Source organism: Nonomuraea sp. NPDC052265 (assembly GCF_044547985.1).
In the GTDB taxonomy this organism is placed as follows: domain Bacteria; phylum Actinomycetota; class Actinomycetes; order Streptosporangiales; family Streptosporangiaceae; genus Nonomuraea.
The window spans coordinates 65,472-89,138 of the sequence record NZ_JBIUBJ010000025.1; the positions used below are offsets into that span (position 1 = coordinate 65,472).

Here is a 23,667-nt window from a genome sequence, read left to right on the forward strand (position 1 = left end):
TGTGCGGCGGTCGATGCGTTCGGGCGGTGGTCAGGGTGTGGGAGGCGGGTAGGCCGTCATGGCGAGTTCGGCCACCCCCAGCAGGTCGGCGTAGGGGGCGCCGTCGCGTGACTGCGTGGACATGCCCTGGATCACCGAGGCGAAGAAGGTGGCCAGGGCGCCCGTGTCGGTGCCGGGAGCGAGCCGCCCGGCCGCCACGTCGTCGTCGATGCGCCTCCTGATCGCCGCCTTCGCCTCCTCCCTGAACCCCCGCAGCAGCTCCTCCACCTCGGCCGACTCCGGCCCGCAGTTGACCGCGGCGCTGATGATCAGGCAGCCGGGCGGGTGGTCCGCGCCGGCGTACTCGGCGGCCGACTCGCGCAGCACGCGCTCGACCGCCCGCCGGCCGGTGGGCTCCTCGGTGAGCGCCCTGGTGGTGAAGGCGCCGTAGGTGAGCTGGTAGCGGCGCACCGCCTCCTCGAACAGCCGCCGCTTGTCGCCGAAGGCCGCGTACAGGCTGGGTGGCCTGATGCCCATGGCGGCGGTCAGTTCGGCGATCGAGGTCGCCTCGTAACCGTGCTTCCAGAACGCGCGCAGCGCGCTCTCCAGTGCCGCGTCCCTGTCGAATGCCCGCTGCCTCGCCATGCCGTCATTCTATAGCGATCGGTATGTTATGGTTTTCTGTATCGATCGCTAAAGAAAGGGTTCGAGTGATGAGGACTGCCCTGGTCACGGGGGCCGCATCGTGAACATCACCTCCGGCGTGGCCCGCATCGCCTTCCCCGAGGGCATCGCGTACTCGATGACCAAGGGCGCGGTACAGGTGTTCACGCTGGCCCTGGCCAAGGAACTGGGGCCGCATGGCATCACGGTCAACAACGTCGCGCCCGGCATCATCGACACCGACGTCAACGCGGGCTGGCTGCGGGACCCCGGCGCCCGCGCGCACGCGGCGAGCAGGCACGCGCTCAACCGCATCGGCGAGCCCGGCGAGATCGCGAACGTGGTCGCGTTCGCCGTCTCGCCCGAGGCGAGCTTCGTCACCGGCACCACCCTCGACGCCACCGGCGGCGGGAACCTCTAGGAGACACCTCATGCCCACGGTCATCCACGACGGCGGACACGTGCACTTCAACCGGGCGGGCAGCGGCCCCGGCCTGGTCATGGTCCACGGCACCGGCGGCGACGCCGCCACCAACTACGGCCACCTCGTCCAGAACTTCACCGACGTCCGCACGGTGATCACCCCCGACTACGCGGGCAGCGGCGAGACCACCAACCCCGGCGGCGACCTCACGCTCGACCTGCTGATCGAGCAGGTCGCGGCGACCTTCCCCGCAGGTGGCCCGTCCGACCTGGTCGGATTCTCGCTGGGGGCTGTGGTGGCCGCGGGGGTCGCGGCCCGGTATCCCGAGCTGGTCGGGCGGCTGGTGCTGATCGCCGGCTGGACGCACGCCGACGACCCGCGCCTCCGGCTCGGCCTGCGGACCTGGGCCCGGCTGGCGGCCACCGACCCCGAGAGCTTCGCCGCGTACGGCCCGTTGGTCGGCTTCAGCCCGGCCTTCGTGAGCGGCCTGGGCGAGGAGGGCGTGAAGGCCATGACGGCCGGCGACCCGCCGCCCGGCACGGTACGCCAGATCGAGCTGGACCTCAGGACCGACATCAGGGAGCTGCTCCCGAAGATCACCGCCCCCACGCTGGTCGTCGGCTGCACCCAGGACCACCTCGTCCCGGTCGGGCACGCCCGCGCCCTGCACGCCGCGCTGCCCGGCAGCCGGTACGCCGAGCTCGACAGCGGTCACGTGGTGCTGCACGAACGTCCCCAAGAGGTGACAGCCCTCATCCGCGATTTCGTAACCAACGAGTAATTTGTCCTGGTTAGTCTCCAGGCACATGCAGACCAAGAAGCTCGCCGCCACCGGGGCCGCCGCGCTGACCGCGCTGGCCCTGGCGGCGCTCCCCGCCCACGCGAGCGGGGACAAGAGCGTCACCGTCACCGTGATGGGGACGTCGGACATCCACAGCAACGCCCTCAACTGGGACTACTTCAAGGACGCCGCCTACTCCGACAAGCAGGGCAACACCATCGGCCTGGCCCAGGTGTCGTCGCTGGTCAACAAGGTCAGGGCCGAGCGCGGGGCGGACCACACGCTGCTGTTCGACTCGGGTGACACGATCCAGGGCACGCCGCTGGCGTACTACTACGCCAAGGTCGAGCCGATCACTCAGACCGGGCAGACCCACCCGATGGCCAAGGCCATGAACGCCATCGGCTACGACGCCGTCACCCTCGGGAACCACGAGTTCAACTACGGTCTGCCGCTGCTGGCCACCTGGATCAAGCAGATGAGGGCCCCGGTGCTGGGCGCGAACGCCGTGCACGCCGGGAGCGGGCTGCCGGCGTACGAGCCGTTCGTGATCAAGACCATGAAGGTCAAGGGCGAGAAGCCGATCAAGGTCGGCGTGCTCGGCCTGACCAACCCGGGCGTGGCCATCTGGGACAAGGCGAACGTCGAGGGCAAGCTGCGCTTCACCGACCTGGTCGAGTCGGCCAGGAAGTGGGTGCCGGTCATCCGCGGCCTCGGCGCGGACGTGGTCGTCGTGACCGCGCACGCGGGCGACAGCGGCATGTCCTCCTACGGCACCGACCTGCCCGTGGAGAACGCCTCGGCGATGGTCGCCGAGCAGGTGCCGGGCATTGACGCGGTGCTGTTCGGGCACGCGCACAACGAGGTCGCCCAGCGTTTCGTCACCAACAAGGCCACCGGCCGGCAGGTGCTGCTCACCGAGCCGGGCAAGTGGGGCCAGCGCCTGTCGCGGCTCGACTTCACCCTCACCAAGCAGCGCGGCAAGTGGGTCGTCACCGGGAAGTCCTCCGCCACGCTGAACACCAACACGGTCACGGAGGACCCGAAGGTCGTCTCGCTGCTCAAGCCGCAGCACGACACCACGATCGGCTACGTCAACAAGGTCGTCGCCAAGTCGGCCGAGGAGCTGTCGGCGGCCGAGTCGCCGTACAAGGACACGCCGATCCTCGACTACATCCAGCAGGTGCAGACCGAGACCGTGAAGGCCGCACTGCCGGGCAACACGCTGCCGGTGCTGTCCATCGCCGCGCCGTTCAGCCGCACCGCCGTCTTCCCCGCCGGTGACGTACGGGTCAGGGACGTGGCCGGGCTCTACGTCTACGACAACACGCTGCTGGCGATCAAGCTGACCGGCGCCCAGATCAAGGACTATCTGGAGTACTCGGCCCGCTACTTCAACCAGCTCAACCCCGGCGACCCGGTGGACGTCACCAAGCTGACCAACGCCGGCAACACCCCGGACTACAACTACGACCAGCTCTCGGGCGTCTCCTACGACATCGACGTCGCCAAGCCCGCCGGGCAGCGCGTCGCCAACCTCACCTTCGAGGGCGCGCCGATCCCGGCCGACAAGGAGTTCGTGGTCGCGATCAACAACTACCGCCAGTCGGGCGGCGGCGGATTCCCGCACGTCGCCACCGCCCCCGTGCTGTACAACGCCCAGGTGGAGATCCGCCAGGCGCTGATCGAGTACGCCACCGCCAAGGGCACGATCAACCCCGCCGACTTCGCCTCCGCCAACTGGAAGCTGACCCGCGACGGGGCTCCGCTGTTCTGACCCGACACAGGGCGGGCGCCCCAGGGCGGGCGCCCCAGGGCGGGCGCCCGCCCTGTCACAGGTAGGACGGGCCGGTCACCCGGTGCCTGAACGTCCACCACACCCACCCCTGCGAGGCCACCAGCAGCGGGATCAGGACGAGGATCACCGGCACCAGCAACGCCCCCGACGACCCCGCCTCCAGCGGCAGCCGCAGCCCGGCCAGCACCCCGACCACCAGCATCGCGCCGGCGGTCAGCGCGTACGTGCGGCCTTCGCCGGCCCCGCCGGACAGCAGCCCGGCCCGCTCCCGCAACGATCCGCGCAGCCGCAGCGCCGCGAACGCCAGCCCGTGCACCGCGAACAGCGCCGCCACCACCAGCGCGGCCAGCAGCACGAGCGGCCCCCGCATGCCGAGCAGCACCTCGGCGAGCAGCAGCCCCCAGCTCAGCGCCAGCCCCCAGCTCCCGGCCACGATCCCGCCGTCCCAGAACGCCTGCCACCGCGCGTCGGGCACCCGCCCGCGCAGCCACAGGCCCATGTCCCGGACCACCCACGAGACGAGCAGCGCGACGACCACCGCGTAGTTGCCGCTCAGAAGGTGGCCCTCCAGTTCCGGGAAGAGCCCCGCGAGCACCCCGGCCGAGGCCACCAGCCACACCTCGTTGCCGAGGAAGAACGGCGCGATCGCGGCGATCACCTCGCGCCGCTCGCCCGCCGACCGCCCCAGGTACGGCAGCGCCATGCCGACCCCGATGTCGGCCCCGCCCAGCATGAGGTAGCCGAGCGCGAAGAAGGCCAGGACGAAGATTTCCATGATCGGTTCCTTCTAGAAGGCGGGGGCGGGGACGGGCGTCTCGGCCGGAAGGGCGCCGAGCGCCACCGCGCCGGGCCCACGTCTGGCCGCCCTGGCCAGCAGCCAGTAGTTGACCGCGATCAGCACCGTGAACACCGACACGAACGCGGTCAGCGACAGCCGCATCTGGCCCGCCGTCACCGGCGACATGGCCTCGGACGTCCGCAACAGCCCGTAGACCACCCACGGCTGACGGCCCATCTCCCGGAACGTCCACCCGGCGAGCATGGTGACGAACGGCACGGGGATCATCAGTGTCAGCAGCCAGTGCCAGGCGCGGAACCCGCGCACGACCGGCCGGAAGAACATGAGCAGCAGGCTCAGCCCCGCCACGACCGTCATCACCACCCACAGGATCATCATCGTGATCCCGGCCCCCTGCACCCAGCCGGTCGGGGGCAGGTAGTCGCCCGGCCCGAACCTGGCCGCCATGTCCGCCTGCACGGCGGCCAGCCGCTCGGCCTTGCCGGTCCAGGCCGCGGCCTTGGACGGCTGAAGGGTCTGGAACCCGAGCCCGCCGAACGTCACCGTGAAGAACGAGGCCGGCAGCGCGACGCCGACGCCGATCCGCAGCGACTTCCTGAACAGGGCCTGCTCGGCCGTGCGCCTGCGCAGGTGGTAGGCGCTCACCCCGGCCATGAAGAACCCGGCGACGATCATCGCCCCGCCCATGACGTGCCCGAACGCGATCTGCGCGGCCGGGTTGGCGATCATCGCGCCGAAGTCCGTGAGCCGCAGCCTGCCGCCGTCGAGGACGTAGCCGACCGGGTTCTGCAGGAAGCCGTTGGAAATCATGATCCAGAACGCCGACGCGTACGCGGTCAGCGTGACGACCCAGATCAGCGCCAGGTGCGCCCAGCGGTTCAGCCGGTTCCAGCCGAAGATCCACAGGCCCAGGAACGTCGCCTCGACGAAGAAGGCCACCAGCGTCTCGATCGCCAGCGAGGCGCCGAAGACGTTGCCCGCGTAGTCGGTCAGCCCGCTCCACGACAGGCCGAGCTGGAACTCCATGACCAGGCCGGTGACGATGCCCATGGCGTAGTTGATGATGTAGAGCTGCCCCCAGAACCTCGTCATCCGCAGGTGGACGGGGTCGCCGCTGAAGGTGGCCCGGGTCTGGACGACGGCCACCAGCGTCGCCAGGCCGAGCGTCAGCGCGACGAAGAGGAAGTGCGCGCCCGCGGTGAACGCGAACTGCAGGCGGGCGAGGTCCACGGTGTTCATACCGAGAGCTTCGCGTTACGGCCTGCTCCGCCGCGTCATGCCCAAGTCTGCAATTCGGCGTACAACCCCGGGCCGAAGATCACTTTTGACGTACGACTCAGGGTGTAAGCCAGCCCGGCGTGATCATCCCGGCCTCGTAGGCGATCACCACGAGCTGGGCCCTGTCGCGCACGGCGAGCTTGGTCATGATGCGGCTGACGTGCGTCTTCGCCGTGGCGGGGCTGAGCACGAGCCGGGCGGCGATCTCGTCGTTGGACAGCCCGGCCGCCACCAGGCCCATGACCTCCCGTTCGCGCTCGGTGAGCGCGTTGAGCTCGGGGCCCGGCTCCGGCCGCTTGACCCGGCCCGCGAACTCCGCGATCAGCCGCCGCGTCACCGACGGCGAGATCAGCGCGTCGCCCCTGGCCACGACCCTGACCGCGTGGATCAGCTCGGCCGGCTCGGTGTCCTTGACCAGGAACCCGCCCGCGCCCGCGCGCAGCGCGCCGTAGACGTAGTCGTCGAGGTCGAAGGTGGTCAGGATGATGACCTTGACGCCGTCGAGCCGCGGGTCGCCCGCGATGCGCCGGGTGGCCTCCAGGCCGTCGAGCTCGGGCATGCGGATGTCCATCAGCACGACGTCGGGCCGGTGCTCGTGGGCGCCCGCCACGGCCGCCGCGCCGGTGCCGGCCTCGCCGACGACCTCGATGTCGTCCTCGTCGGAGAGTATCGACCGGAACCCGGCGCGTACCAGGGTCTGGTCGTCGGCGAGCAGTACGCGGATCATCGAGCTCCGTTCAGTGGCAGGCGGGCGGCGACGCGGAAGCCGCCCTCGGGACGCGGGCCGGCCTCCAGGTCGCCGCCGAGCGCGGTGGCGCGCTCGCGCATGCCCTGGAGGCCGAAGCCGCTGCCTTCGGTGTACGTGGCGCCCGGGCCGTCGTCATCGACCCGGATCATGATATTTCCGGATGAGTTGCTGATGGCGAGGGTGGCCTTCGTCGTGCCCGAGTGACGGGCGACGTTGGTCAGCGACTCCCTGATGATGCGGGCGGCGGCCAGGTCGACCTCGGTCGGCACGGCGTCCAGCGGCCCGGACAGCTCGGTGGCCACCTCCAGCCCCGACGCCGCGACCAGGTCCGGCAGCCGCGCGAGGCTGTCGGCGGGCGCGGTCGGCGCGTCCTCGTCCACCTGGCGCAGCACCCCGAGCGTCGTGCGCAGCTCGCGCAACGTCTCCTTGCTGGTCTCCTTGATGGTCCGCAGCGCGGCCTCGGCCTTCTCCGGACGCTTGGCGAGTCCGTGCAGCGCGGCCGACGCCTGCACGTTGATCATGGAGATGTTGTGCCCGAGCACGTCGTGCAGCTCCCTGGCGATGCGCAGCCGTTCCTCGCTCTCGCGCCGCCTGGCCTCCTCCTCCTTGGAGTGCTCGGCGTCCAGCGCGCGCTGCTGCGCCTCCAGCAGGTACGCCCGGCGGTTCCTGGTGACCCCGCCGAACGCGATCGCGGCCACCACCCAGCCGGTGATCGCGCCGAACATGCTGTCGTCCACGTGCCTGACCCCGCGGGCCTCGCCGAACCCCATGGCCAGCAGCACGGCGGCCCCGGTGGCGATGGCCGCGACCAGCCGGCCCTGGTCGGCGGCGGTGTAGAGGGCCACGAACACCAGCACGACCAGCGGCCCGTCGAGCCGGGCGAGCGGGTAGTAGACGGACACCGCCACGACCACCACGATCAGCGACGCGACGGGGAAGCGCCGCCGTAACGTCAGCGCGCCGCACGACACGATCGGCAGCACCACGTCGAGGACGTTGGGAGCCTGCTCGCTCCTGAACGCGGCGGCCACGGTGCCGGCGAGCGCGACGGCGACCACCACGAGGGACACCGTGGTGCTCGCCTGCAATCTGCGCATGTGCTCCATTTTGTATGGTCGTGCGAGTCATGGGGTAGTTGTGCGGGATGACGACAAAGGATGAGCTCCGGCAGGTCGAAGAGGACCTTGCCCGGCTGAAGGCGGAGAACCAGGATCTGCGCGACCAGGTGGGCGACATAGGTGCGACCGACCAGATCGAGACCTCGGCCATGATCGCCCAGGCCGACGAGCAGTCCGAGCTGATCGCCGATCTCGAACGGCGCCGTGCCGACCTGGAGAGACGGGTCGAGGAGGAGGGCTGAGGCTCAGCGGCGCAGCGGCGCGCCCACCTGGTGCAGGTGGCGCAGGGCCTGGCCGTAGGAGGCGACGAGCCCGGTCTGGAGGTAGCTGACGCCGACCTCGGCGCAGTAGCTCTCGACGATGGGCTGCGCCTTGCGCAGGTTGGGCGCGGGCATGTTCGGGAACAGGTGGTGCTCGATCTGGTAGTTGAGCTGGCCGAGCGCCACGTCGGTGAACAGGCCGCCCCTGACGTTGCGGGAGGTCAGCACCTGCTTGCGGAGGAAGTCCAGCTTGTCGTCCTTGGTCAGGACGGGCATGCCCTTGTGGTTGGGCGCGAACGTCGATCCCAGGTAGAGGCCGAACAGCCCCTGATGCACGACCAGGAACACCAGGGCCTTGCCGAACGGCAACACGGTGAAGACCGCGCCGAAGTAGAGCACGAAGTGGCAGGTCAGCAGCGCCAGCTCCGCCCACGGCCGCTTGGCCGACGGCGCGAGCAGCGCCTTGAAGCTGGCCACGTGCAGGTGCCAGGCCTCCAGGGTGAGCAGCGGGAAGAACCAGAACGCCTGGTACTTCGCGATGAAGCGCGGCAGACCGACGCTCCGCTCGACCTGGTCGTCCGACCAGACGAGGACCGCGGGCGAGACGTCCGGGTCGTGGTCCTCGTGGTTGGGGTTGGCGTGGTGGCGGTTGTGCTTGCTGGTCCACCACCCCCAGCCCAGGCCGATGCCGAGGTTCCCCAGGAGCAGGCCGGTCACGTCGCTCGGCCGCCGCGTCCTGAACACCTGGCGGTGGCCCAGGTCGTGGGAGACGAAGCCGAACTGCGCGAAGACCACGGCCAGCGCGACCGCGACGAGGAGCTGCCACCACGAGTCGCCCACCCAGGCGAACAGGGCCCAGCAGCCGAGGTACGCGGCGACGACGATGCTGAGCCGCACCGCGTAATACACGGGACGCCGGTCGAGGAGACCGGCGTCAGAGATTCGGCGGGCTAGTCGGGCGAAGTCACTGCCCCGGGTGTCGACCACACTTGGACTGGCCACAGATCTCCTCACATTGTGGTGGAAAGTTGCCACAACCCTGGCGTATCCGCCGCAAAACCGGAAGGTGTTCCATGGTCATCCGGGGCGCGGTGGAGAAGGGGTCTCGTCGTCGGTTCTGTGGCCTCTCCTCAGACAATATGGCCCGGCACCCCGTGCCGCGCACGCGACGGGCTCAGCCCAGCAGCAAGAGCGCGTGCCGCTCCGGATTCGGCAGCGCGGCTCCCCTGGTCAGGGCCTCCTGGAAGGCGCCGGCGCCGAGCTCGGAGCGGCACCTCCCGTCGAGGGCGACCACAAGGGGGTCGGCCGAGTCGTGGACGCCGCGCAGCGCGCGGGCGGCGCCCAGCAGCTCGGCCGCAGCCCGGGACGGAAGGTGCTCGGCCACGCCTTCGAGCACGGTCGCGCGTCCGGCACGTCGAGCTCCGAGGCCGTCTCCAGCGCCAGGCGGGTCTTGCCCACGCCGCCGGGGCCGACGAGCGTGACCAGCCGCTCGTCCTGGCCGTCCAGCAGAGCGCGCAGCCGGGCGACGTCGCCCGTCCGGCCGACGAAGCCGATCAGCCGGTCGGCGGTCACCACCCGGCCGGGGTCGAGCGCCAGGCGGACGAGCAGGGCGCGGACGCGGGCGCCGCCGATCTCGGCCCCAGCCACCTGGAGCGGCCCCAGAACCCCGATCCGCATGCCCCCACCGTACGCACCGTCGGCACCGGGCAGGCCGCCACGGGCGGCGTACGATCTTGCCCGCATACGACAGTTTCCAGCGCAAAAGCCCGCCCTGGCGCTGTTCGCACAGCTCAGGGAGGGTGAGCGGCGTGGCTCAGCTCGCCGAGAGCCGGTCGAAGAGGTCGAGCGCGGCCTGGCGCACCTCCGCCGGGGTCAACCCGTCGAGGGCCTGCCGCGCGTCGGCGATGTCACGCGTCGTGGCCAGCGTGATGGCCACGGACGAGGCCGCGGCGCGATCGATCGATCCCGTCGGGGCGGCGTCGGCCAGCTGCTGGGCGCTCGCGGCGAGGTCGAGGTTGTCTCTCAACGGATCTCCTCGGACGAAGTCTGCTTCGCACATTTCATCACTTTGCGTCGCCCCACATCCACCATTTGTTGAATTCGGGGCGTTATGCCCTGAGCGGGTCGTGCCCGACGGACATGAGCTCGCGCCGCGAGTCGTCGTCCGTCCGGTCGCCCATGGTCTCGACCAGCTCGACCACCTGTCGCATCACGTCCAGGTCGGCCTTGGTCAGGTCGCCCTTCCGCTTGCTCAGGACGTGCAGCACGCCCCTGCCCAGCTCGTCGATGCCCATGTCGGGGTCGGGAGGGAAGCCCTCCTCGTCAGAGGCGTCGGCGAGCAGGTAGCCACGCAGCTCCTCGGAGTTCATGTTGACCACCCGATGGAACTCCTGCCAGAGCGTGTCCGTGTCGAAACCCTCAGTCATATGGGCCGCTTACCCGCCCGAACCTCGCGTTACGCCCCGGGAACGGTCAGCCCCGACTCGTAGGCCGTGATCACGGCCTGCACCCGGTCCCGCAGCCCCAGTTTGCTCAGCACGTTGCTGACGTGCGTCTTCACGGTGTGCTCGCTGACCACCATGGCCTCGGCGATCTCCGCGTTGGACAGCCCGCGCGCGATCAGCTGCAACGTCTCGCGCTCCCTGGCGGTCAGCGACTCCAGCGTCCGCGTGGGGGCGGCCGCCGCGGGGCGGGAGGTGAACTCGGCGATCAGCCTCCTGGTCACCGTGGGCGCGAGCAGCGACTCGCCCGCGGCCACGACGCGGACCGCGGTCACCAGGTCGTCCCGCCGCACGTCCTTCAGCAGGAAGCCGCTCGCGCCCGCCCGCAGCGCGTCGAACACGTAGTCGTCCAGGTCGAACGTGGTCAGCATCAGCACCCGGCAGCCGGTCTCGGCGCACACGATCCTGGCCGCCTCGATGCCGTCCATCCTGGGCATGCGGATGTCGAGCAGCAACACGTCCGGCTCGTGGGCCCGGACGGCGGCCACGGCCTCGACCCCGTCGCCCGCCTCGGCCACCACCGAGATGTCGGGCTGGGCGTCGAGGATCATCGAGAACCCGCCCCTGACCAGCTCCTGGTCGTCGGCCACCACGACGCGCACGCTCATCGGCCGGCCCCGAGCGGCAGCCGCGCCGACACGACGAAGCCGGGTCCGCCCGCGCGCGGGCCGGCGGTGGCGCTGCCGCCGCAGGCCGCGGCCCGCTCGCGCACGCCGATCAGCCCGTTGCCGCCCGACGGCAGCGCGGGGCCGCCGCCGCGCCCGTTGTCCGTGACGTCGATCATGAGGTGGTCGTCCTCCCAGGTGAGCCGGATCTCGGCGCGGTCGGCGCCGGAGTGCTTGACGATGTTGGTGAGCGCTTCCTGCGTGATCCGGTAGGCGGCCAGCGCGCTGTCGGGGCCGATCGCCCGCGGCTCGCCGACCTCGGCGAAGCTCACCTCCAGGCCGGTCCCCGCCACCTGGCCGACCAGCGCGGGCAGGTCCGCGAGCGTCGGCTGCGGCGCCCTCGGCGCCTCCGGCTCGTCCTCCTTCAGTACGCCGAGCATGCGGCGGAGCTGCACCATCGCGTCCCGGCCCGCGGCGGCGATGGCGTCGAAGGCGGCCTCCGCCCTGGCCGGGTTGCTGCGTACCACGACGGGCCCCGCCTCGGCCTGGACCACCATGAGGCTGACCGCGTGGGCCAGGATGTCGTGCATGTCGCGGGCGATCCTGGCCCGCTCGCGTTCGGCCGCGCGCTCGGCTTCCAACTGACGCTCCCTTTCGAGCCGGGCCGCGCGCTCGGCCAGCTCGGTGGCGTGGGCGCGGGACGTGGCCGCCGCCCGGCCGATGGCGTACGCGGCGGTGAACAGGGCGACCCCGCGCATCGCGGTCTCCCACGAGCCGACGGAGGCCAGGCCGCCGACGAGGGTCACGACGAGCATGACGACCCGGGGCAGGCGGGGGGAGCAGGCGGCGACCGTGTAGAAGACGACGAGGGCGCCGTACCAGATGGGCTGGCGGGCGACGTTGTCGGACAGGTCGTAGAGCGCGCCCACGAGCAGGCTGACGATCAGCATGGTCACCGGCCACCTGCGCCGCCAGACGACGGGGAGCGAGGCGCCGATCGCGACCACGTACCCCCACGTGTCCCAGCTGCCGCCGGACCGGTCGTCGCTGGAGATCAGCGGCCATGCCTGGACGAGGGCGATCAACAGGGCGAGCGCCCCGTCCACCCAGAGGTGGGGGAGCGCTCGAAGCCTACGACGAAGGACGTCGACAAGCGTCAGATCGGACACGGGGTCCCATTGTTCCTCACGCATGGACGAGCGTGTGCCGGGCGGCGGGCTGGACCCGGCGCCGGGCCAGCGGCCAGAACGACACCAGCATGCACAGGGCGCCGAGCGGGATCAGGTCCTTCTCGATGATCGGGATGGCGAAGTCGAGCATGACGAGGACGGGGGTCCAGAGCTTGAGCTGCCGGCGAGCGGTGAGCTGGACGACCAGGGCGAGCTGGGCGATGTAGAACAACATCGGCCCGACCTGGTAGACCGCGAGCGACACCCCTGGGATCGCCTGGACCTGGTCGAACAGCGGGGACATCGCGTCGTGGTCGGCGGCCATGAACCCGACGACGATGTCGATCACGAACTGCGCGGACGCGCACACGATGCCGACCAGGCCGACCACGAGGCTGGTGGTGGCGATGCGGTTGCGGCCGAGCATCTGCCACATTTCCCGAAATATCACGATGAAGAGGGCAAGAGCGGCAAGGAAGGCGAGATGGCCGGTCGTCCAGGCCAGTCCCGGCCCCCGGCTCCCGTCGAAGCCGTCGATGATCCGGATGACGCCGTACGACAGGACGAGCAACGGGGCGGCCACGAAGGCGGCGCGGGTGTTCATCTGGGGTTCTCCTCAGGAAGTGGGGCGATGCACTTATCCTGCGGTTTTCCGCCCTGAATGTGATCGCCGGGACGGGCGATCCTCCACCTCGCTCTCAAGAGGGATCCCTCTCCCTCCCAGGGGCGTCCCGCCCTCGATCGCCAGATCCGCGCCTTGCTCATGGCGCCTACCGACAAGAGGAGTGAGCTTGACAAGCGATATTGTCGGTGCGATCCTCGGCCGCACACCGCCCGAGGCCGTGACAGGGAGACAGTCATGCCGCACGAGTTCGAGATCCGTCACGAGATCCCCCTGGACGCCGCCCCGGACGCCGTCTGGCAGGCCATCGCGGAGGGACCGGGCATCGACTCGTGGTTCATGGGCCGTACCGAGCTCGAACCCCGCGAGGGCGGCCGGGGCACGCAGACCTTCGGCGCCGACGTCGCCACCGAGTCGGTGGTGACCGCCTGGGAACCGGGCGAACGCCTGGCCTACCGGGGTGTGGAGAACCCCGACGGCACGTTCATGGCCTTCGAGTACCTGCTGGAAGCCCGTGGCTCGGGCAGCACGGTGCTCCGCTTCGTCCACAGCGGCTTCCTCGGCGACGACTGGGAGTCCGAGTACGACGACCTTGAGCGCGGCGACCTCCAGTACCTGTACAAGCTGGCCGTCTACCTCAGGCACTTCCCCGGCAGGATCTCCACCCACAACCTGTTCCTCGTCGCCCCGCGCGCGTCGGAGGAGGAGTTCTGGGCCGCGCTCGGGACCGCCCTCGGCGTCGCCGGCCGTCCCGTGGCGGGGGAGAAGGTGACGGTCGCGATCGAGGGGCAGGCGCCGGAGCCGGGGGTCGTGGAATGGGTGACCGCCCCGGGCACCTTCGTGACGGTCCGTACGGACGATGGTCTGTACATGTTCGTCCAGGGACGCGGCATCGCGGTGGTGGAGCACCACGCGTACACGCCGGTGGACGGCGCGGCCCTGGAAGCAGCCTGGACCCACTGGCTCGCCACCGCCTTCGCCTGACCACCGCCTTCGCCTGACCACCGCCTTCGCCTGACCACCGCCTTCGCCTGACCACCGCCTTCGCCTGACCACGGTCTTCGCCTGACCGCCTGAGCCGGGCCGCCTGCGCTGGACCGCCTGCGCTGGACCGTCGGCGTCGTCCGGTCCGCCGTCGGCGCACGCGGCGGGGGTCAGGCGATGCCGTCGGCGAGCTTGGCGACGGCGTCCTCGACGCGCCGCCGCCTGGTCTCCGGCTTCTTCGCGCCCTCGACCAGCAGCACGTGACGCTGCTTGCGCGAGTACGACAGCCCGTCGAAGAACGTCCGGGCCGCCGGGACCCGGTCGAGCGCCTCGGCCAGGTCGGCGGGCACGACGACCTCGCGGGGCGCGGTGTCCGGCTCGACCTCGACCGAGATCGTGTCCCCGGCGGCCACCCCGGCCCCCTCCCGGTTCACGGCGCTCAGCGGCAACATGAACCGGCTGCCCATGGGCGCGACGGTGCTGCGGTAGGTGAACCCGTTGACGGTGACGGTCACGGCCGGCCGCCGCCCCGCGCCCAGCCCCTCGACCACTTCGGCCGGGACCTCGAAACCCGTGGCGGTCTTGCCCGCCAGTTCGATCGTGGCGATGAACCTCATGCGAAGAACTCCTTCAGCACCGGCGCCAGGGCCTCCGGCTTGACGATGTGGGTCTGTCCGTCGAGCGTGCGGTAGTCGGCCGCGGGCAGCGTCTTCGCCAGCGCGCCGACGGAGTTGCGCATCCACTGCGGGCTCTTCCCGCCGTCGGCGACGAGCGTCGGAACGGTCACCGACGCCCACGTCCCCTCCGGGTACGACTCTCCCCGCTGGTGAGGGGAGACGAACGCGGTGTCGTACGGCAGGGTGTGCGCCACGGACTTGAGCCTGGCCCACGCGGGCATGAAGCGCATCATCGCCACCACGACCCCCGGCAGCCCGACGCCCTCGCGCATGAACAGCCTGACCGCCTCGGCCCGGCGATCGGCGGCCACCAGGGCCTCCAGCCGCCGTACGTAGTCGTCGCCGAGCGAGGGGCGGGTGCCGTCCACGATGAACGGCGGCTCGTACAGGGCCAGCCGCTCGACGGGCAGGCCGTTCGCGACCGCGGCCAGGGCGATGGCGGCGCCGGACGAGATGCCGTACAGGCGGACCGGGCCGCCGGCCGCCTTGGCGAGCGCGGCCAGGTCCTCGATCTCCCGTTCGGGGGCGTATGGCGCGGTGTCGCCGCTCTCACCTCGTCCGCGCCTGTCGTAGGTGTAGACCGTGAAGTCGGGGGCGAGCGCATCGGCGAGGCCGCCGTTGATGCTGGAGCCGCGGAAGCTGAGTGCGCCGTCCACGAGGATGACCGCCGGGCCCTGGCCTGCGCGTTCGTACGCGATGGGGGTGCCGTCCGCGGAGTTGATCATGCTGCTCATGGTGTTCCTCCGTTTCGTGATGCCCACGGTAGCTACCGACAAAATAATTTGTCAAGAAATCTTTTGGGTGGGGACGTACTGATGCGGGTTCCTTTGCGCTCTTACCGGGTGGAGTCGTCCTGAGCGCTGGGGACGCCTGGGGCGGCTCCCACGTCGCGTGCCGCGAAGAGGAGGGGACGGCACGTGCCGCCGACGGGGGCGGGCGGTCTGCCAGCCGCACGCCCCAGCCGCGGCACGTGCCGTGGGCACCCACCCCAGGCTGAACGCGGTGGCCGTGGGCGGCGGGGATGTGATGGGGGCTGGGTCAGGTGGGGGAGGGGCCGGTGCTGCCGCGGGGGGTGAGGACGGGGGCGCGGTCCTCGAAGGCGGGTACGTCGTCGCCCGCGATCAGGGCCAGCAGCCGCTCCGCCGCGTGCCCCCCGTACGCCGGGATGTCCCTCGTCAACGCCGTGAGCGGCGGCCGGACGACCTGTGCGAGCGGGGAGTCGTCCCACGCCACGAGGGACAGGTCGCGCGGCACCTCGACCCGCATCTCCTGGGCGACCGACAGCCCGGCGACGGCCATGATGTCGTTGTCGTACACGATGGCGGTGGGCCGGGCGGGTGAGCTGAGCAGCCGGCGGGTGGCCCTGGCGCCCTCCTCGCCCGTGTAGTCGGTGTGCATGGTCACGTGCTCGGCCACCCCCTCGCACGCCTCGGCGAACGCCTGGTCGCGCACCTTCGTGTGCACCAGTTCGGGCAGTCCGGCGACCCGGGCGATCCGGCGGTGGCCGAGGGCCAGCAGGTATTCGACGGTCTCGCGCACGGCCTCGCCGTCGTCGGACCAGACGGCCGGCAACGATCCGGACTCCGAGGGGTGGCCGATCACCACGGCGGGCATGCCGAGCCGTTCGAGTTCGGTCACCCGGGGGTCGGCGTGGTGCAGGTCCACGAGGAAGACTCCGTCGATGCGGCTCTCGCCCCACCAGTGGCGGTAGACCTCGCTCTCCTGCCGGTGGCCGGCGACGACCTGGAGCAGCAGCGCGTACGAACGGTCGGCGAGCACGCCCTCGATCCCGCTGATCAGTTCCATGAAGAACGGCTCCACGCCCAGGACGCGCGCCGGACGGCAGAGCGCCAGGCCCACGCAGTTGGCCCGCGCGCCGTTGAGCGCACGGGCCGCGCTGTTGGGCCGCCAGCCGATCTCGTCGGCGATGGCCATGATCCTGGCCCGCGTCGCCGCCGACACCCCCGGCTGCCCGTTGAGCGCGTAGGAGACCGCCACCTTGGACACTCCCGCCCGGGTGGCGATGTCGGCGATCGTCGGTCGCTTCACGAACTCCCTCTCTGAACCGGAACTCCCTCTCCGAACCGGAACTCCCTCTCTGAACCGGAACTCCCTCTCCGAACCGGAACTCCCTCTCCGAACCGGAAAACCTCCCATACTGTAGGGCACCGCAAGATCGAACGTATTAACCGCTTAAGAACCGGCGGACTACACCGCCGAGCCCGCCGCGACCGTGACCGGCCCGCCGTCGGACCGTGGCGGCTTCCGGCCCAGCCGCCGGACCGGTGCGATCACCAGCAGCGCCGTCACCACGCCGACCGTCACCAGGGCCGACACCACCATGAAGGCACGCGGCTCGACCAGCATGGTGACCGGACCGGCCAGCGCCTGCCCGACCGCCATGCCCGCGACCGACCCGGCCACCTGGTAGGCGTTGACCCGGTTCATCACGTCCGGGGCGACCTGCGTCTGCACGGAGGTCGACCACATCACCGACCAGAACGCCATCGCGCACCCACCGATCAGGTGCCCGGCCATCAGCAGCGGCAGCGGCAGCCCGAGCGCCACCGACAGTGGCACGGCGACGTACCCGATCAGCGCCACCGCCCCCGCCGCCAGCGGCCTGCGCGGCCTCAGCCTGATCGCCACCAGCCCGCCCAGCACGGTCCCGAGGCCGAGCGCCGCCATCACCCACCCGTAGTCGGCCCCGATGACCTGGGACGACAGCGGCACGTACGGACCGACCACCAGAACGCCCCAGAACACCCAGACCAGGATGACCGACCACATCCAGCTCCTGGCCCTGAACTCCTCCCAGCCCCTGCGCAGGTCGCTCAGCACGTCGGACGGCTCCGGCCTGGGCACGGCGACCCGGACCAGCAGCAGGCACACCGCGCTGACCAGGAACGTCGCGGCGTCCACGGTGTAGACGAAGACCGGCCCGGTGGCCACGATGAGCACTCCGGCCAGCGCGGGCCCGGCGAGCTGGGTGACCGCCTCGGCGATCTTCAGCGTCGCGTTGGCCCGCTGCGGATCCTCGGCGACCAGCGGGACCATGCCGTTGACGCACGGCTCGAACACCCCGGCGGCCATGCCCGACAGGAACGCCATCGCCAGCAGCAGGACGAACGGCGGAGTGCCGTCGAGGAAGGCGACGGCCACGACTCCCTGGGTGACGATCCTGACCACGTCCGCGCCGATCATCAGGCGCCGGGGGCCGATCCGGTCGGCGACCACCCCGCCGAACAGCATGACCAGCACGGCCGACGCGGTCCACAGCGCGAGCACGAAGCCGACGCCGGCGATCCCGTAAACTTTGCCGATCGCCAGCGCCGAGGCGACGGGCATCATCGCGTCGCCGAGCAGCGAGATCGTGCGGGCCCCGAAGTACAGGGCGAAACTCCTCGTCCACATGAGGCCCAATTCTGGATTTGTCCAGCTCAAAGCACTGGTGTCCTAAATGACATCATTGGGTACATTTGCGCCATGGCCCTGGACTGCCCGGAGACGCCCCCGCCCCCGGCGAGCCCGCATCGCGTGGTCGCCCTGGTCGCCCCCGACCAGGAGCTCTATCCCGTCACCTCCGCCTCGGCCGTCTTCGGCTACCAGGGCCCCGACATCCCCCAGCACTACAGCTTCCGCCTGTGCGCCCAGCAGCCCGGCTCGCTGCCCACCACGCTCGGCGTCCCCATGCGGGTGGACAGCGGCCTCGAAGCCCTCGACGACGCCGACACCGTGATCGTCGCCGGCTGGACCCTCGTCCCTTCACCGGCCGTGCTCGACGCGGTGTCCCGAGCCCATGCCCGGGGCGCCAGGATCGTCGCCGTGTGCGCCGGGATCTTCATCCCCGCCGCCCTGGGCCTCCTGGACGGACGGCGCGCGTCCGTCCACTGGGAGCTGTCCGGCGAGCTGGCCGCCCGCCACCCCCTCGTCATCCCCGACGACACGGTCATCTACGTCGACCACGGCGACGTCGCCACCGCCGGAGCCTCGGCCGCCACCCTCGACCTCTGCCTGCACCAGGTCCTCCAGGACCACGGCGCGGCCCACGCCATGCGCATCGGCCGCCAGCTCGCCGCCGGTCCGCACCGTGAGGGCTGCCAGCGTCAGTACCCGCCCCTGCCCACGGCGGGGCCCATGCCGGACTCCCTGGCGCCGCTGCTCGAATGGCTCCTCGGCCGCCTGCCCGACCACGTCACCGTCGAGGACATGGCGGCCTACTCGGGCGTCTCCCCCCGTACCCTGACCCGCCAGTTCGCCGACCAGCTCGGCGTCCCGCCCGCCCGCTGGCTGCTGGAACGCCGCCTGGCCGCCACCCGGGCCCTGCTTGAGGAGACCGACCTGCCGGTCGAGACCATCGCCACCCGCGTCGGCCTCTCCTCGGCCGTCAACCTCCGCCGCCGCTTCCACACCGCCCTGCGCACCACCCCGGCCGCCTACCGCCGCTCCTTCCGCTGACGGTCCGCGCGGTCCCGCGGGCCCCGCGCGTGGCGGCCGCCGCTAGGCCGCGTGCCAGGGACGGGTGGGCTCGGTCCGCCTGGCGGCGTCCGCGACCCGCACCGCGTACGTCGGGCGCTCGGCGCCGGGCACCGGCCCGAGGTAGTCGTGGCCGGTCAGGTGGCACCAGGCGGGCAGGTCGACGGGCGCGGCGGGGTCGGTGGCGATCAGGTGGATCACGGCGCCGGGACCGGCGTGCAGCACGTGCCCGCGCAGCTCGATGAGCAGTTGGACGCACATCTTGTCGCCGCCGTCGATCACGAGATCAGGTTCGGGCATGCGTATAGGAAACCACGCGCCGCCGTCGAGTAGGTTGAGGCCTGTCCTGGCCCCGCGAGGGGACAGACCGGGCGTCGGACGGTAACGGCCCGGACACAACGGGCGGATTATCCCACTAAAAGGGCCATAATCCTGTTCAAGTGTTGGGGGAGGCGGTGATGGGGATGGCCGGGTTCACCGAGGTCGCCGAAGAGGCCGGGCCGGCCGAGGGCGCCCGGACCGTGCGCGGGCGCGGCCCCGCAGGTCGGGGCGTCAGGCTCGCGCGCATCGCGGCCGTCGTCATGGCGGTGGCGTCCCCGGTCCTCACGGTCGCCGCGCTGCTCGTCTTCAGCCACCTGCCGGAGGCGTGGACCCCGGAGAGGACGGCCTCGCCCCAGACGGCCGCCGCCCTGACCTTCCCCGCGGTCGGCGCGTTCCTGATCTTCCACCGGCCCCGGCTGAACATGGCCTGGCTGATGGTCGCGGGCGGGCTCGCCGCCGCCGTCAGCGACCTGTCGAACGCGCTCATGTTCCGGCTGGCCGCCGAGGGCGACCTGGTCGCGGCCGGGCTCCTGCGCTTCCCCGGGCAGGTGGGCTGGGCGGTGTGCGGGCTGGTGCTCACCATCCTGCTGCCGCTCTACTCGCCCGACGGGCGGCTGCCCTCGCCGCGCTGGCGCTGGGTGCTGCTGCTGGGCGCGTTCTCGCTCGGGCTCGACCTGGCCCGCGCGGCGTTCCGGCCCGACCCGCCGGCCGGGAGCTATCCCTACCCGGCCGTCATCCCCAACCCGATCCCGATCCGCGCGCTAGGGCCGTACCTGGAGGCCGTCTCGACGGTCGCCTGGACCGGCATCTATGTCGCCATGGCGCTGACCGCGCTCTCCCTGGCGCTGCGGCTGCGCCGGGCCGACCCGGTGGGCAGGCGGCAGATCGGGTGGCCGCTGTTCGCGTTCGTGGGCTATGTCGTGTTCCTGATCGTGGCCGCGTTCGTGCCGGCGTTCCTGTGGACGAGCATCGTGTGGGCGGCGCTCATCCCGGTCGCCGTCGCGTTCTCGGTGACCCGCTACCGGCTCTACGGCATCGACACGGTGATCAGCCGGGCCTTCGTCGCGGCCGGGCTGGTGGCCGTGGTCAGCGCGGTCTACTTCGGCGCGGGCGCGCTGTCCAGCCTCGTCGTCTCCGGCTACGACGAGATCGCGGGCGTCGCCGCCGCCCTGTTCGCGGGCGCGTTCTTCCAGCCGCTGCGGCGCGTGCTGCAACGCGCCGTCGACCACCTCCTGTACGGCAGCGTCGGCGACCCCGCCGTGCTGGCCGAACGCCTGACCCAGGCCGTCCGGCGCGGCGACCCGGCCAAGGCGCTGACGTCCGTGGTGAGCGTGCTGCGCGACGGGCTCGCGGTCGAGGGCGTGGCCGTGGAGGTCGCCGACGGCGAGCCGCGTTACGTCGAGAGCGGCCGGGTGGGCCCCGAGCCCCGCCAGGTGCCGCTGGTGTGGCACGGCGAGCGCGTCGGCCGCCTGTTCGTCGGGCCGCCCGGTCCGCGCCGCTTCCCCGCGGCGCACAACGAGCGCGTGCTCGCCACGCTCACCCCGTACGCCGCCGATGTGGCGCACGCCGTGCGCATGGCCGCCGACCTCCAGCGTTCCAGGGAACGCATCCTGACCGCCAGGGAGGAGGAACGCCGCCGCCTGCGCCGCGACCTGCACGACGGCCTCGGCCAGACCCTCTCGGCCATGGCCATGACCATCAACATGGCCAGGATGAGCCTGAAGAAGTCCCCCGACGCCGCCGACGAGCTGCTGCGCGAGCTGCACACCGGCATGGGCGCGGTCACCGACGACATCCGCGAGCTGGTGTACGGCCTGCGCCCGCCCGCGCTCGACGACCTCGGCCTGGCCCGCGCCGTCCGCGAGCTGGCCGGGCAGTCCTCCCCGGACACCGAGATCGAGGTGGAGGTCGAGGGGAACCTGACCGACCTGCCCGCCGCCGTCGAGGTGGCCGTCTACCGGATCGTCCAGGAGGCGCTGACCAACATCCGGCGGCACGCCAGGGCCTCCCGCGCCCGCATCGTGCTCCAGCGGGACTCGGTGCTCCGCGTGCTGGTCGCCGACGACGGCCGGGGGCTGCCGGCGGCGTACAGCGCGGGGGTGGGCCTCGGCTCGATGCGGGAACGGGCGGCCGAGCTCGGCGGCATCTGCGTCGTCAACAGCGGGCCGGGCGCCGGGACGCGGGTCGAGGTCATGCTGCCCCTGGGCACGGCCTCGAAGGAACCGGTCAGCCCGCCGCGCGCGGGCCGCTGATCATCCGTCCGACGTTCCGGACAGGCAAAATTAACTAAGGGTAGTTTTAACCTTACTCATTGTGTGGAACATGGTGAAGTATCACCTCATTCCTCACGGAGGACGTGCCCTTGCCCCAGCACACACCCCGCCTGGTGATGTACTACCGGACCCACTGCGACGGCGGCCTCTACGTCTCCCCGCTGCCCCTGATCGAACGGCGTACCGGCCTCACCCACCTGGTCGTGGCCACCGTACAGGCCGGCGAGGACGGCGTCGTCCGGCTCAACGGCGCCCCGCCCGAGTGCCCGGAACTGGCCCAGATGTGGGACGACGTGCAGGTCGCCCAGGTGTACGGCGTGCGCGCCCTGGCCATGATCGACGGTCTCGTCCACCTCGACCACGACTTCGAGACCTGCTACCCGCCCCTGCGCAGCCTCCTCGCCCGCCATCGCCTCGACGGCGCGGACCTCCACCTGGCCGAGCCCATGTCACCGCCCGGCCTCGGACGCCTCGTCGACCGCCTGCGCGCCGACTTCGGCCCCGCCTTCCTCCTCGCGATCACCCCGTCCGCCGCCGTGGACCACGACCAGGTCTTCCACGACCGCGGCGCCGACCTCGCCTGGCTCAACCTGCCGATGTACGGCGGCCCGAGGAGCCTGGCCGACCCGTGCGACTACGACGCCGTGCTCGCCACGGGACAGGTGCCGGCGGCCAAGCTGGTGGCCGGCGCGGTCACCAGCCCCGACAACACGAGCGGCGGCTACGTCGAGGTCGACCGCCTGGCCGCCACCGTCGCCGAGCTGCTGTACCGGCATCCCGGGATGGGCGGGGTGAGCGGCTGGGAGTACTACAACGCCCTGCCCGGCGGCACGGACGCCCCATGGCAGTGGGCCGAGCGCATCGGCGCCGCGCTCAAGCTCTGACCCCTGCGGCTCCCTGCGGCTCCCTGCGGCGCGGGCCGCGTCAGCGCCGCCGACGCTTCTGCGCGCCCGCCGTCTTGCCCGGTTTGCGCGGCTTCCTGGGCAGACGCCCGCGCTCACCCGGAGGCCGTACGTGCACTCCGCGCCAGCGCTGCAACGCCAGCCGTGCGGCCGAGGCCACCCGGGGCGCCGGATGGTGCTCGATGAGGAAACGCAGCATCAGGGTGGTGTAGGGATGGTCGCTGCACGTCATCATGCCGAGCATGCTCAGCACGTCGTCGACGTCGAGGTTGCCGGAGAGCTGGAGTATCGACTCGGCCGGCCCGCCGATCTCCATGGCGGCCACGGTCATGTCGGCGTACACCCAGGCCACGTCCACGGGGGCGGGCGGGAGGCCGTGGTCGTCCTTCTCCCGCGCCCGGATGAGCGCCCCCAGCCGGGGCACCTCGCGCAGCGCGGTGGCGATCTCCAGGCCCGGCCCGCCGAGGTCCTCCAGCAGCACGGTCAGGCCGACGGCCCGGCTCAGCGGGCTGACGTCGAGCAGCACGCCGGCGATCTCCTCGGCGGCCCGCGCCGGATCCCGGCCGCCCAGCCAGACACGCACCTCCTCGGCGCGTTCCTCGTCGTCGTAGGTGCGCAGGGCCCGCAGCAGCGTGGGGGCGTCGACGCCGGCCGTGCCGCCGTGGATCGGGATGTCCTGGCCGATGAGGGTCCTGAACAGGTCGAGCGCGCTCCACGTGCCGAGCGGGGTCAGCGACACCGACGAGCCCTCGCGCCGGATCAGCCGCAGCCACGCCAGTTCGTCGGCCGCCTCGTCGGTCAGCTCGGGGATCTCCGCCACCGGCAGGGCGTCGCGGTGGCTGAGCAACATCAGCAGGGTGCTCGTGCCGGCGTCGAGCGTCGCGGCGTCGGCCTCGGGGGAGAACAGCGAGTAGAGGATGTCGCCCCACGTGTCCAGCACGTCGTCGGGGGGCCCCGACGTCAGGGTCTCGACCGCCGGGCCGGTCGTGGCGGCCCCGTCGCGTACGTCGATGAGCCGGCTGTCCTCTGCCACGCTCCACAACCGCCCGGACTCCGCCCCCGGCGCCCCCGTGTCACCGGCGGCGGAGGCGAGGCGGAGCAGGTCGTGGACGACCGGCGTCGCCCGCACCACGGCCGCGAGGTCGTCGGCCGGCAGGAGGCTCACCGGGGGCTGGAGGGTCACTAGCGGAAGCAGGTCCGCTTGATGGAGGAAATGGTCCACGGTGGGTAAGGTTACTGTTTCATTGCGTGACGTTGCCTGCCCTTTGCCGTGAATGGGCGGCGGAAAC

The 23,667-nt window shown here is 71.5% G+C and carries 25 protein-coding genes and 1 pseudogene; 8 read left to right on the forward strand and 18 right to left on the reverse strand.

Annotated features, from left to right (window positions below; translation table 11 throughout):
• Positions 1-30: 30 nt before the first annotated feature.
• Positions 31-624 (reverse strand): TetR/AcrR family transcriptional regulator, encoded by a 594-nt coding sequence (locus ACIHAD_RS42145; protein ID WP_397360429.1) that lies wholly within the window; start codon positions 622-624, stop codon positions 31-33.
• Between the two features lie 94 nt (positions 625-718).
• Here ACIHAD_RS42145 and ACIHAD_RS42150 point away from each other — a divergent pair.
• From ACIHAD_RS42150 to ACIHAD_RS42160, 3 genes and pseudogenes are all read left to right on the forward strand, one after another.
• Positions 719-1,063: pseudogene (locus tag ACIHAD_RS42150) on the forward strand (SDR family NAD(P)-dependent oxidoreductase); the annotation flags it as partial.
• A gap of 10 nt (positions 1,064-1,073) precedes the next feature.
• Positions 1,074-1,847 (forward strand): alpha/beta fold hydrolase, encoded by a 774-nt coding sequence (locus ACIHAD_RS42155; RefSeq protein ID WP_397360430.1) that lies wholly within the window; start codon positions 1,074-1,076, stop codon positions 1,845-1,847.
• 25 nt (positions 1,848-1,872) lie between these two features.
• Positions 1,873-3,624 carry a bifunctional metallophosphatase/5'-nucleotidase gene (locus tag ACIHAD_RS42160; RefSeq protein ID WP_397360431.1) on the forward strand — a complete coding sequence of 584 codons (1,752 nt, stop codon included), beginning with the start codon at positions 1,873-1,875 and terminating at the stop codon, positions 3,622-3,624.
• Positions 3,625-3,679: 55 nt separating this feature from the next.
• On the opposite strand, the gene ACIHAD_RS42165 is transcribed toward ACIHAD_RS42160, so the two are convergent.
• From ACIHAD_RS42165 to ACIHAD_RS42180, 4 genes are all read right to left on the reverse strand, one after another.
• The gene (locus tag ACIHAD_RS42165) at positions 3,680-4,420 is read right to left on the reverse strand and encodes a cytochrome d ubiquinol oxidase subunit II (RefSeq protein WP_397360432.1); all 741 of its coding nucleotides are present in this window, start codon (positions 4,418-4,420) and stop codon (positions 3,680-3,682) included.
• Positions 4,421-4,432: 12 nt separating this feature from the next.
• On the reverse strand, positions 4,433-5,683 hold the full coding sequence (locus ACIHAD_RS42170) for a cytochrome ubiquinol oxidase subunit I (RefSeq protein ID WP_397360433.1): 1,251 nt from the start codon (positions 5,681-5,683) through the stop codon (positions 4,433-4,435).
• A 97-nt stretch (positions 5,684-5,780) separates the two neighbouring features.
• On the reverse strand, positions 5,781-6,449 hold the full coding sequence (locus ACIHAD_RS42175) for a response regulator (RefSeq protein WP_397360434.1): 669 nt from the start codon (positions 6,447-6,449) through the stop codon (positions 5,781-5,783).
• Positions 6,446-7,567: a sensor histidine kinase gene (locus ACIHAD_RS42180; RefSeq protein WP_397360435.1), complete on the reverse strand. Its 1,122-nt coding sequence runs from the start codon at positions 7,565-7,567 to the stop codon at positions 6,446-6,448. The genes ACIHAD_RS42175 and ACIHAD_RS42180 overlap by 4 nt, the downstream gene beginning before the upstream one ends.
• A gap of 47 nt (positions 7,568-7,614) precedes the next feature.
• Here ACIHAD_RS42180 and ACIHAD_RS42185 point away from each other — a divergent pair, with 47 nt between their 5' ends.
• The gene (locus ACIHAD_RS42185; protein ID WP_397360436.1) at positions 7,615-7,830 is read left to right on the forward strand and encodes a hypothetical protein; all 216 of its coding nucleotides are present in this window, start codon (positions 7,615-7,617) and stop codon (positions 7,828-7,830) included.
• Positions 7,831-7,833: 3 nt separating this feature from the next.
• Here ACIHAD_RS42185 and ACIHAD_RS42190 read toward each other — a convergent pair whose 3' ends face one another.
• The 7 genes from ACIHAD_RS42190 to ACIHAD_RS42220 all read right to left on the reverse strand — a co-directional run bounded on the left by ACIHAD_RS42190 (position 7,834) and on the right by ACIHAD_RS42220 (position 12,727).
• Positions 7,834-8,790: a fatty acid desaturase family protein gene (locus ACIHAD_RS42190; RefSeq protein WP_397360497.1), complete on the reverse strand. Its 957-nt coding sequence runs from the start codon at positions 8,788-8,790 to the stop codon at positions 7,834-7,836.
• Between the two features lie 288 nt (positions 8,791-9,078).
• Positions 9,079-9,525, reverse strand: coding sequence for a hypothetical protein (locus ACIHAD_RS42195; RefSeq protein WP_397360437.1), 447 nt, complete (start codon positions 9,523-9,525; stop codon positions 9,079-9,081).
• A gap of 136 nt (positions 9,526-9,661) precedes the next feature.
• Entirely contained in the window at positions 9,662-9,874 is a 213-nt protein-coding gene (locus ACIHAD_RS42200) for a hypothetical protein (RefSeq protein ID WP_397360438.1), read from the reverse strand.
• A gap of 82 nt (positions 9,875-9,956) precedes the next feature.
• Positions 9,957-10,274 (reverse strand): DUF3140 domain-containing protein, encoded by a 318-nt coding sequence (locus ACIHAD_RS42205; RefSeq protein WP_397360439.1) that lies wholly within the window; start codon positions 10,272-10,274, stop codon positions 9,957-9,959.
• 29 nt (positions 10,275-10,303) lie between these two features.
• Positions 10,304-10,957, reverse strand: coding sequence for a response regulator (locus ACIHAD_RS42210; RefSeq protein ID WP_397360440.1), 654 nt, complete (start codon positions 10,955-10,957; stop codon positions 10,304-10,306).
• Positions 10,954-12,123, reverse strand: a complete 1,170-nt coding sequence (locus ACIHAD_RS42215; protein ID WP_397360441.1) for a sensor histidine kinase — start codon at positions 12,121-12,123, stop codon at positions 10,954-10,956. The genes ACIHAD_RS42210 and ACIHAD_RS42215 overlap by 4 nt, the downstream gene beginning before the upstream one ends.
• A 16-nt stretch (positions 12,124-12,139) precedes the next feature.
• On the reverse strand, positions 12,140-12,727 hold the full coding sequence (locus tag ACIHAD_RS42220) for a hypothetical protein (protein ID WP_397360443.1): 588 nt from the start codon (positions 12,725-12,727) through the stop codon (positions 12,140-12,142).
• Positions 12,728-12,982: 255 nt separating this feature from the next.
• On the opposite strand from ACIHAD_RS42220, the gene ACIHAD_RS42225 reads away from it, so the two are divergent.
• Positions 12,983-13,729, forward strand: a complete 747-nt coding sequence (locus tag ACIHAD_RS42225; protein WP_397360444.1) for an SRPBCC domain-containing protein — start codon at positions 12,983-12,985, stop codon at positions 13,727-13,729.
• Between the two features lie 170 nt (positions 13,730-13,899).
• Here ACIHAD_RS42225 and ACIHAD_RS42230 read toward each other — a convergent pair whose 3' ends face one another.
• The 4 genes from ACIHAD_RS42230 to ACIHAD_RS42245 all read right to left on the reverse strand — a co-directional run bounded on the left by ACIHAD_RS42230 (position 13,900) and on the right by ACIHAD_RS42245 (position 17,820).
• Positions 13,900-14,346 carry a YdeI/OmpD-associated family protein gene (locus ACIHAD_RS42230; protein ID WP_397360445.1) on the reverse strand — a complete coding sequence of 149 codons (447 nt, stop codon included), beginning with the start codon at positions 14,344-14,346 and terminating at the stop codon, positions 13,900-13,902.
• Complete coding sequence (locus tag ACIHAD_RS42235; protein WP_397360446.1) at positions 14,343-15,140, reverse strand: alpha/beta fold hydrolase; 798 nt, start codon at positions 15,138-15,140, stop codon at positions 14,343-14,345. The genes ACIHAD_RS42230 and ACIHAD_RS42235 overlap by 4 nt, the downstream gene beginning before the upstream one ends.
• A 304-nt stretch (positions 15,141-15,444) precedes the next feature.
• Positions 15,445-16,455 carry a LacI family DNA-binding transcriptional regulator gene (locus ACIHAD_RS42240; RefSeq protein ID WP_397360447.1) on the reverse strand — a complete coding sequence of 337 codons (1,011 nt, stop codon included), beginning with the start codon at positions 16,453-16,455 and terminating at the stop codon, positions 15,445-15,447.
• A 159-nt stretch (positions 16,456-16,614) separates the two neighbouring features.
• On the reverse strand, positions 16,615-17,820 hold the full coding sequence (locus tag ACIHAD_RS42245) for an MFS transporter (protein ID WP_397360448.1): 1,206 nt from the start codon (positions 17,818-17,820) through the stop codon (positions 16,615-16,617).
• A 72-nt stretch (positions 17,821-17,892) separates the two neighbouring features.
• On the opposite strand from ACIHAD_RS42245, the gene ACIHAD_RS42250 reads away from it, so the two are divergent.
• Complete coding sequence (locus ACIHAD_RS42250) at positions 17,893-18,864, forward strand: GlxA family transcriptional regulator (protein ID WP_397360449.1); 972 nt, start codon at positions 17,893-17,895, stop codon at positions 18,862-18,864.
• Positions 18,865-18,906: 42 nt separating this feature from the next.
• Here ACIHAD_RS42250 and ACIHAD_RS42255 read toward each other — a convergent pair whose 3' ends face one another.
• Entirely contained in the window at positions 18,907-19,182 is a 276-nt protein-coding gene (locus tag ACIHAD_RS42255) for a sulfurtransferase TusA family protein (protein ID WP_397360450.1), read from the reverse strand.
• A 140-nt stretch (positions 19,183-19,322) separates the two neighbouring features.
• On the opposite strand from ACIHAD_RS42255, the gene ACIHAD_RS42260 reads away from it, so the two are divergent.
• Together ACIHAD_RS42260 and ACIHAD_RS42265 are read left to right on the forward strand one after the other, a co-directional pair.
• Positions 19,323-21,455: a sensor histidine kinase gene (locus ACIHAD_RS42260; protein ID WP_397360451.1), complete on the forward strand. Its 2,133-nt coding sequence runs from the start codon at positions 19,323-19,325 to the stop codon at positions 21,453-21,455.
• Between the two features lie 110 nt (positions 21,456-21,565).
• A complete protein-coding gene (locus ACIHAD_RS42265; protein WP_397360452.1) occupies positions 21,566-22,360 on the forward strand; it encodes a hypothetical protein in 795 nt (264 codons plus the stop codon).
• 40 nt (positions 22,361-22,400) lie between these two features.
• Here ACIHAD_RS42265 and ACIHAD_RS42270 read toward each other — a convergent pair whose 3' ends face one another.
• Positions 22,401-23,543, reverse strand: a complete 1,143-nt coding sequence (locus tag ACIHAD_RS42270; protein ID WP_397360453.1) for a hypothetical protein — start codon at positions 23,541-23,543, stop codon at positions 22,401-22,403.
• Between the last annotated feature and the right edge of the window lie 124 nt (positions 23,544-23,667).

Coding starts and splice junctions, on each gene's coding strand:
- ACIHAD_RS42145 (WP_397360429.1), bottom strand. CDS start 624: ATGGCGAGGCAGCGGGCATTCGACAGGGACGCGGCACTGGAGAGCGCG.
- ACIHAD_RS42155 (WP_397360430.1), top strand. CDS start 1,074: ATGCCCACGGTCATCCACGACGGCGGACACGTGCACTTCAACCGGGCG.
- ACIHAD_RS42160 (WP_397360431.1), top strand. CDS start 1,873: ATGCAGACCAAGAAGCTCGCCGCCACCGGGGCCGCCGCGCTGACCGCG.
- ACIHAD_RS42165 (WP_397360432.1), bottom strand. CDS start 4,420: ATGGAAATCTTCGTCCTGGCCTTCTTCGCGCTCGGCTACCTCATGCTG.
- ACIHAD_RS42170 (WP_397360433.1), bottom strand. CDS start 5,683: ATGAACACCGTGGACCTCGCCCGCCTGCAGTTCGCGTTCACCGCGGGC.
- ACIHAD_RS42175 (WP_397360434.1), bottom strand. CDS start 6,449: ATGATCCGCGTACTGCTCGCCGACGACCAGACCCTGGTACGCGCCGGG.
- ACIHAD_RS42180 (WP_397360435.1), bottom strand. CDS start 7,567: ATGCGCAGATTGCAGGCGAGCACCACGGTGTCCCTCGTGGTGGTCGCC.
- ACIHAD_RS42185 (WP_397360436.1), top strand. CDS start 7,615: ATGACGACAAAGGATGAGCTCCGGCAGGTCGAAGAGGACCTTGCCCGG.
- ACIHAD_RS42195 (WP_397360437.1), bottom strand. CDS start 9,525: ATGCGGATCGGGGTTCTGGGGCCGCTCCAGGTGGCTGGGGCCGAGATC.
- ACIHAD_RS42205 (WP_397360439.1), bottom strand. CDS start 10,274: ATGACTGAGGGTTTCGACACGGACACGCTCTGGCAGGAGTTCCATCGG.
- ACIHAD_RS42210 (WP_397360440.1), bottom strand. CDS start 10,957: ATGAGCGTGCGCGTCGTGGTGGCCGACGACCAGGAGCTGGTCAGGGGC.
- ACIHAD_RS42220 (WP_397360443.1), bottom strand. CDS start 12,727: ATGAACACCCGCGCCGCCTTCGTGGCCGCCCCGTTGCTCGTCCTGTCG.
- ACIHAD_RS42225 (WP_397360444.1), top strand. CDS start 12,983: ATGCCGCACGAGTTCGAGATCCGTCACGAGATCCCCCTGGACGCCGCC.
- ACIHAD_RS42230 (WP_397360445.1), bottom strand. CDS start 14,346: ATGAGGTTCATCGCCACGATCGAACTGGCGGGCAAGACCGCCACGGGT.
- ACIHAD_RS42235 (WP_397360446.1), bottom strand. CDS start 15,140: ATGAGCAGCATGATCAACTCCGCGGACGGCACCCCCATCGCGTACGAA.
- ACIHAD_RS42245 (WP_397360448.1), bottom strand. CDS start 17,820: ATGTGGACGAGGAGTTTCGCCCTGTACTTCGGGGCCCGCACGATCTCG.
- ACIHAD_RS42250 (WP_397360449.1), top strand. CDS start 17,893: ATGGCCCTGGACTGCCCGGAGACGCCCCCGCCCCCGGCGAGCCCGCAT.
- ACIHAD_RS42255 (WP_397360450.1), bottom strand. CDS start 19,182: ATGCCCGAACCTGATCTCGTGATCGACGGCGGCGACAAGATGTGCGTC.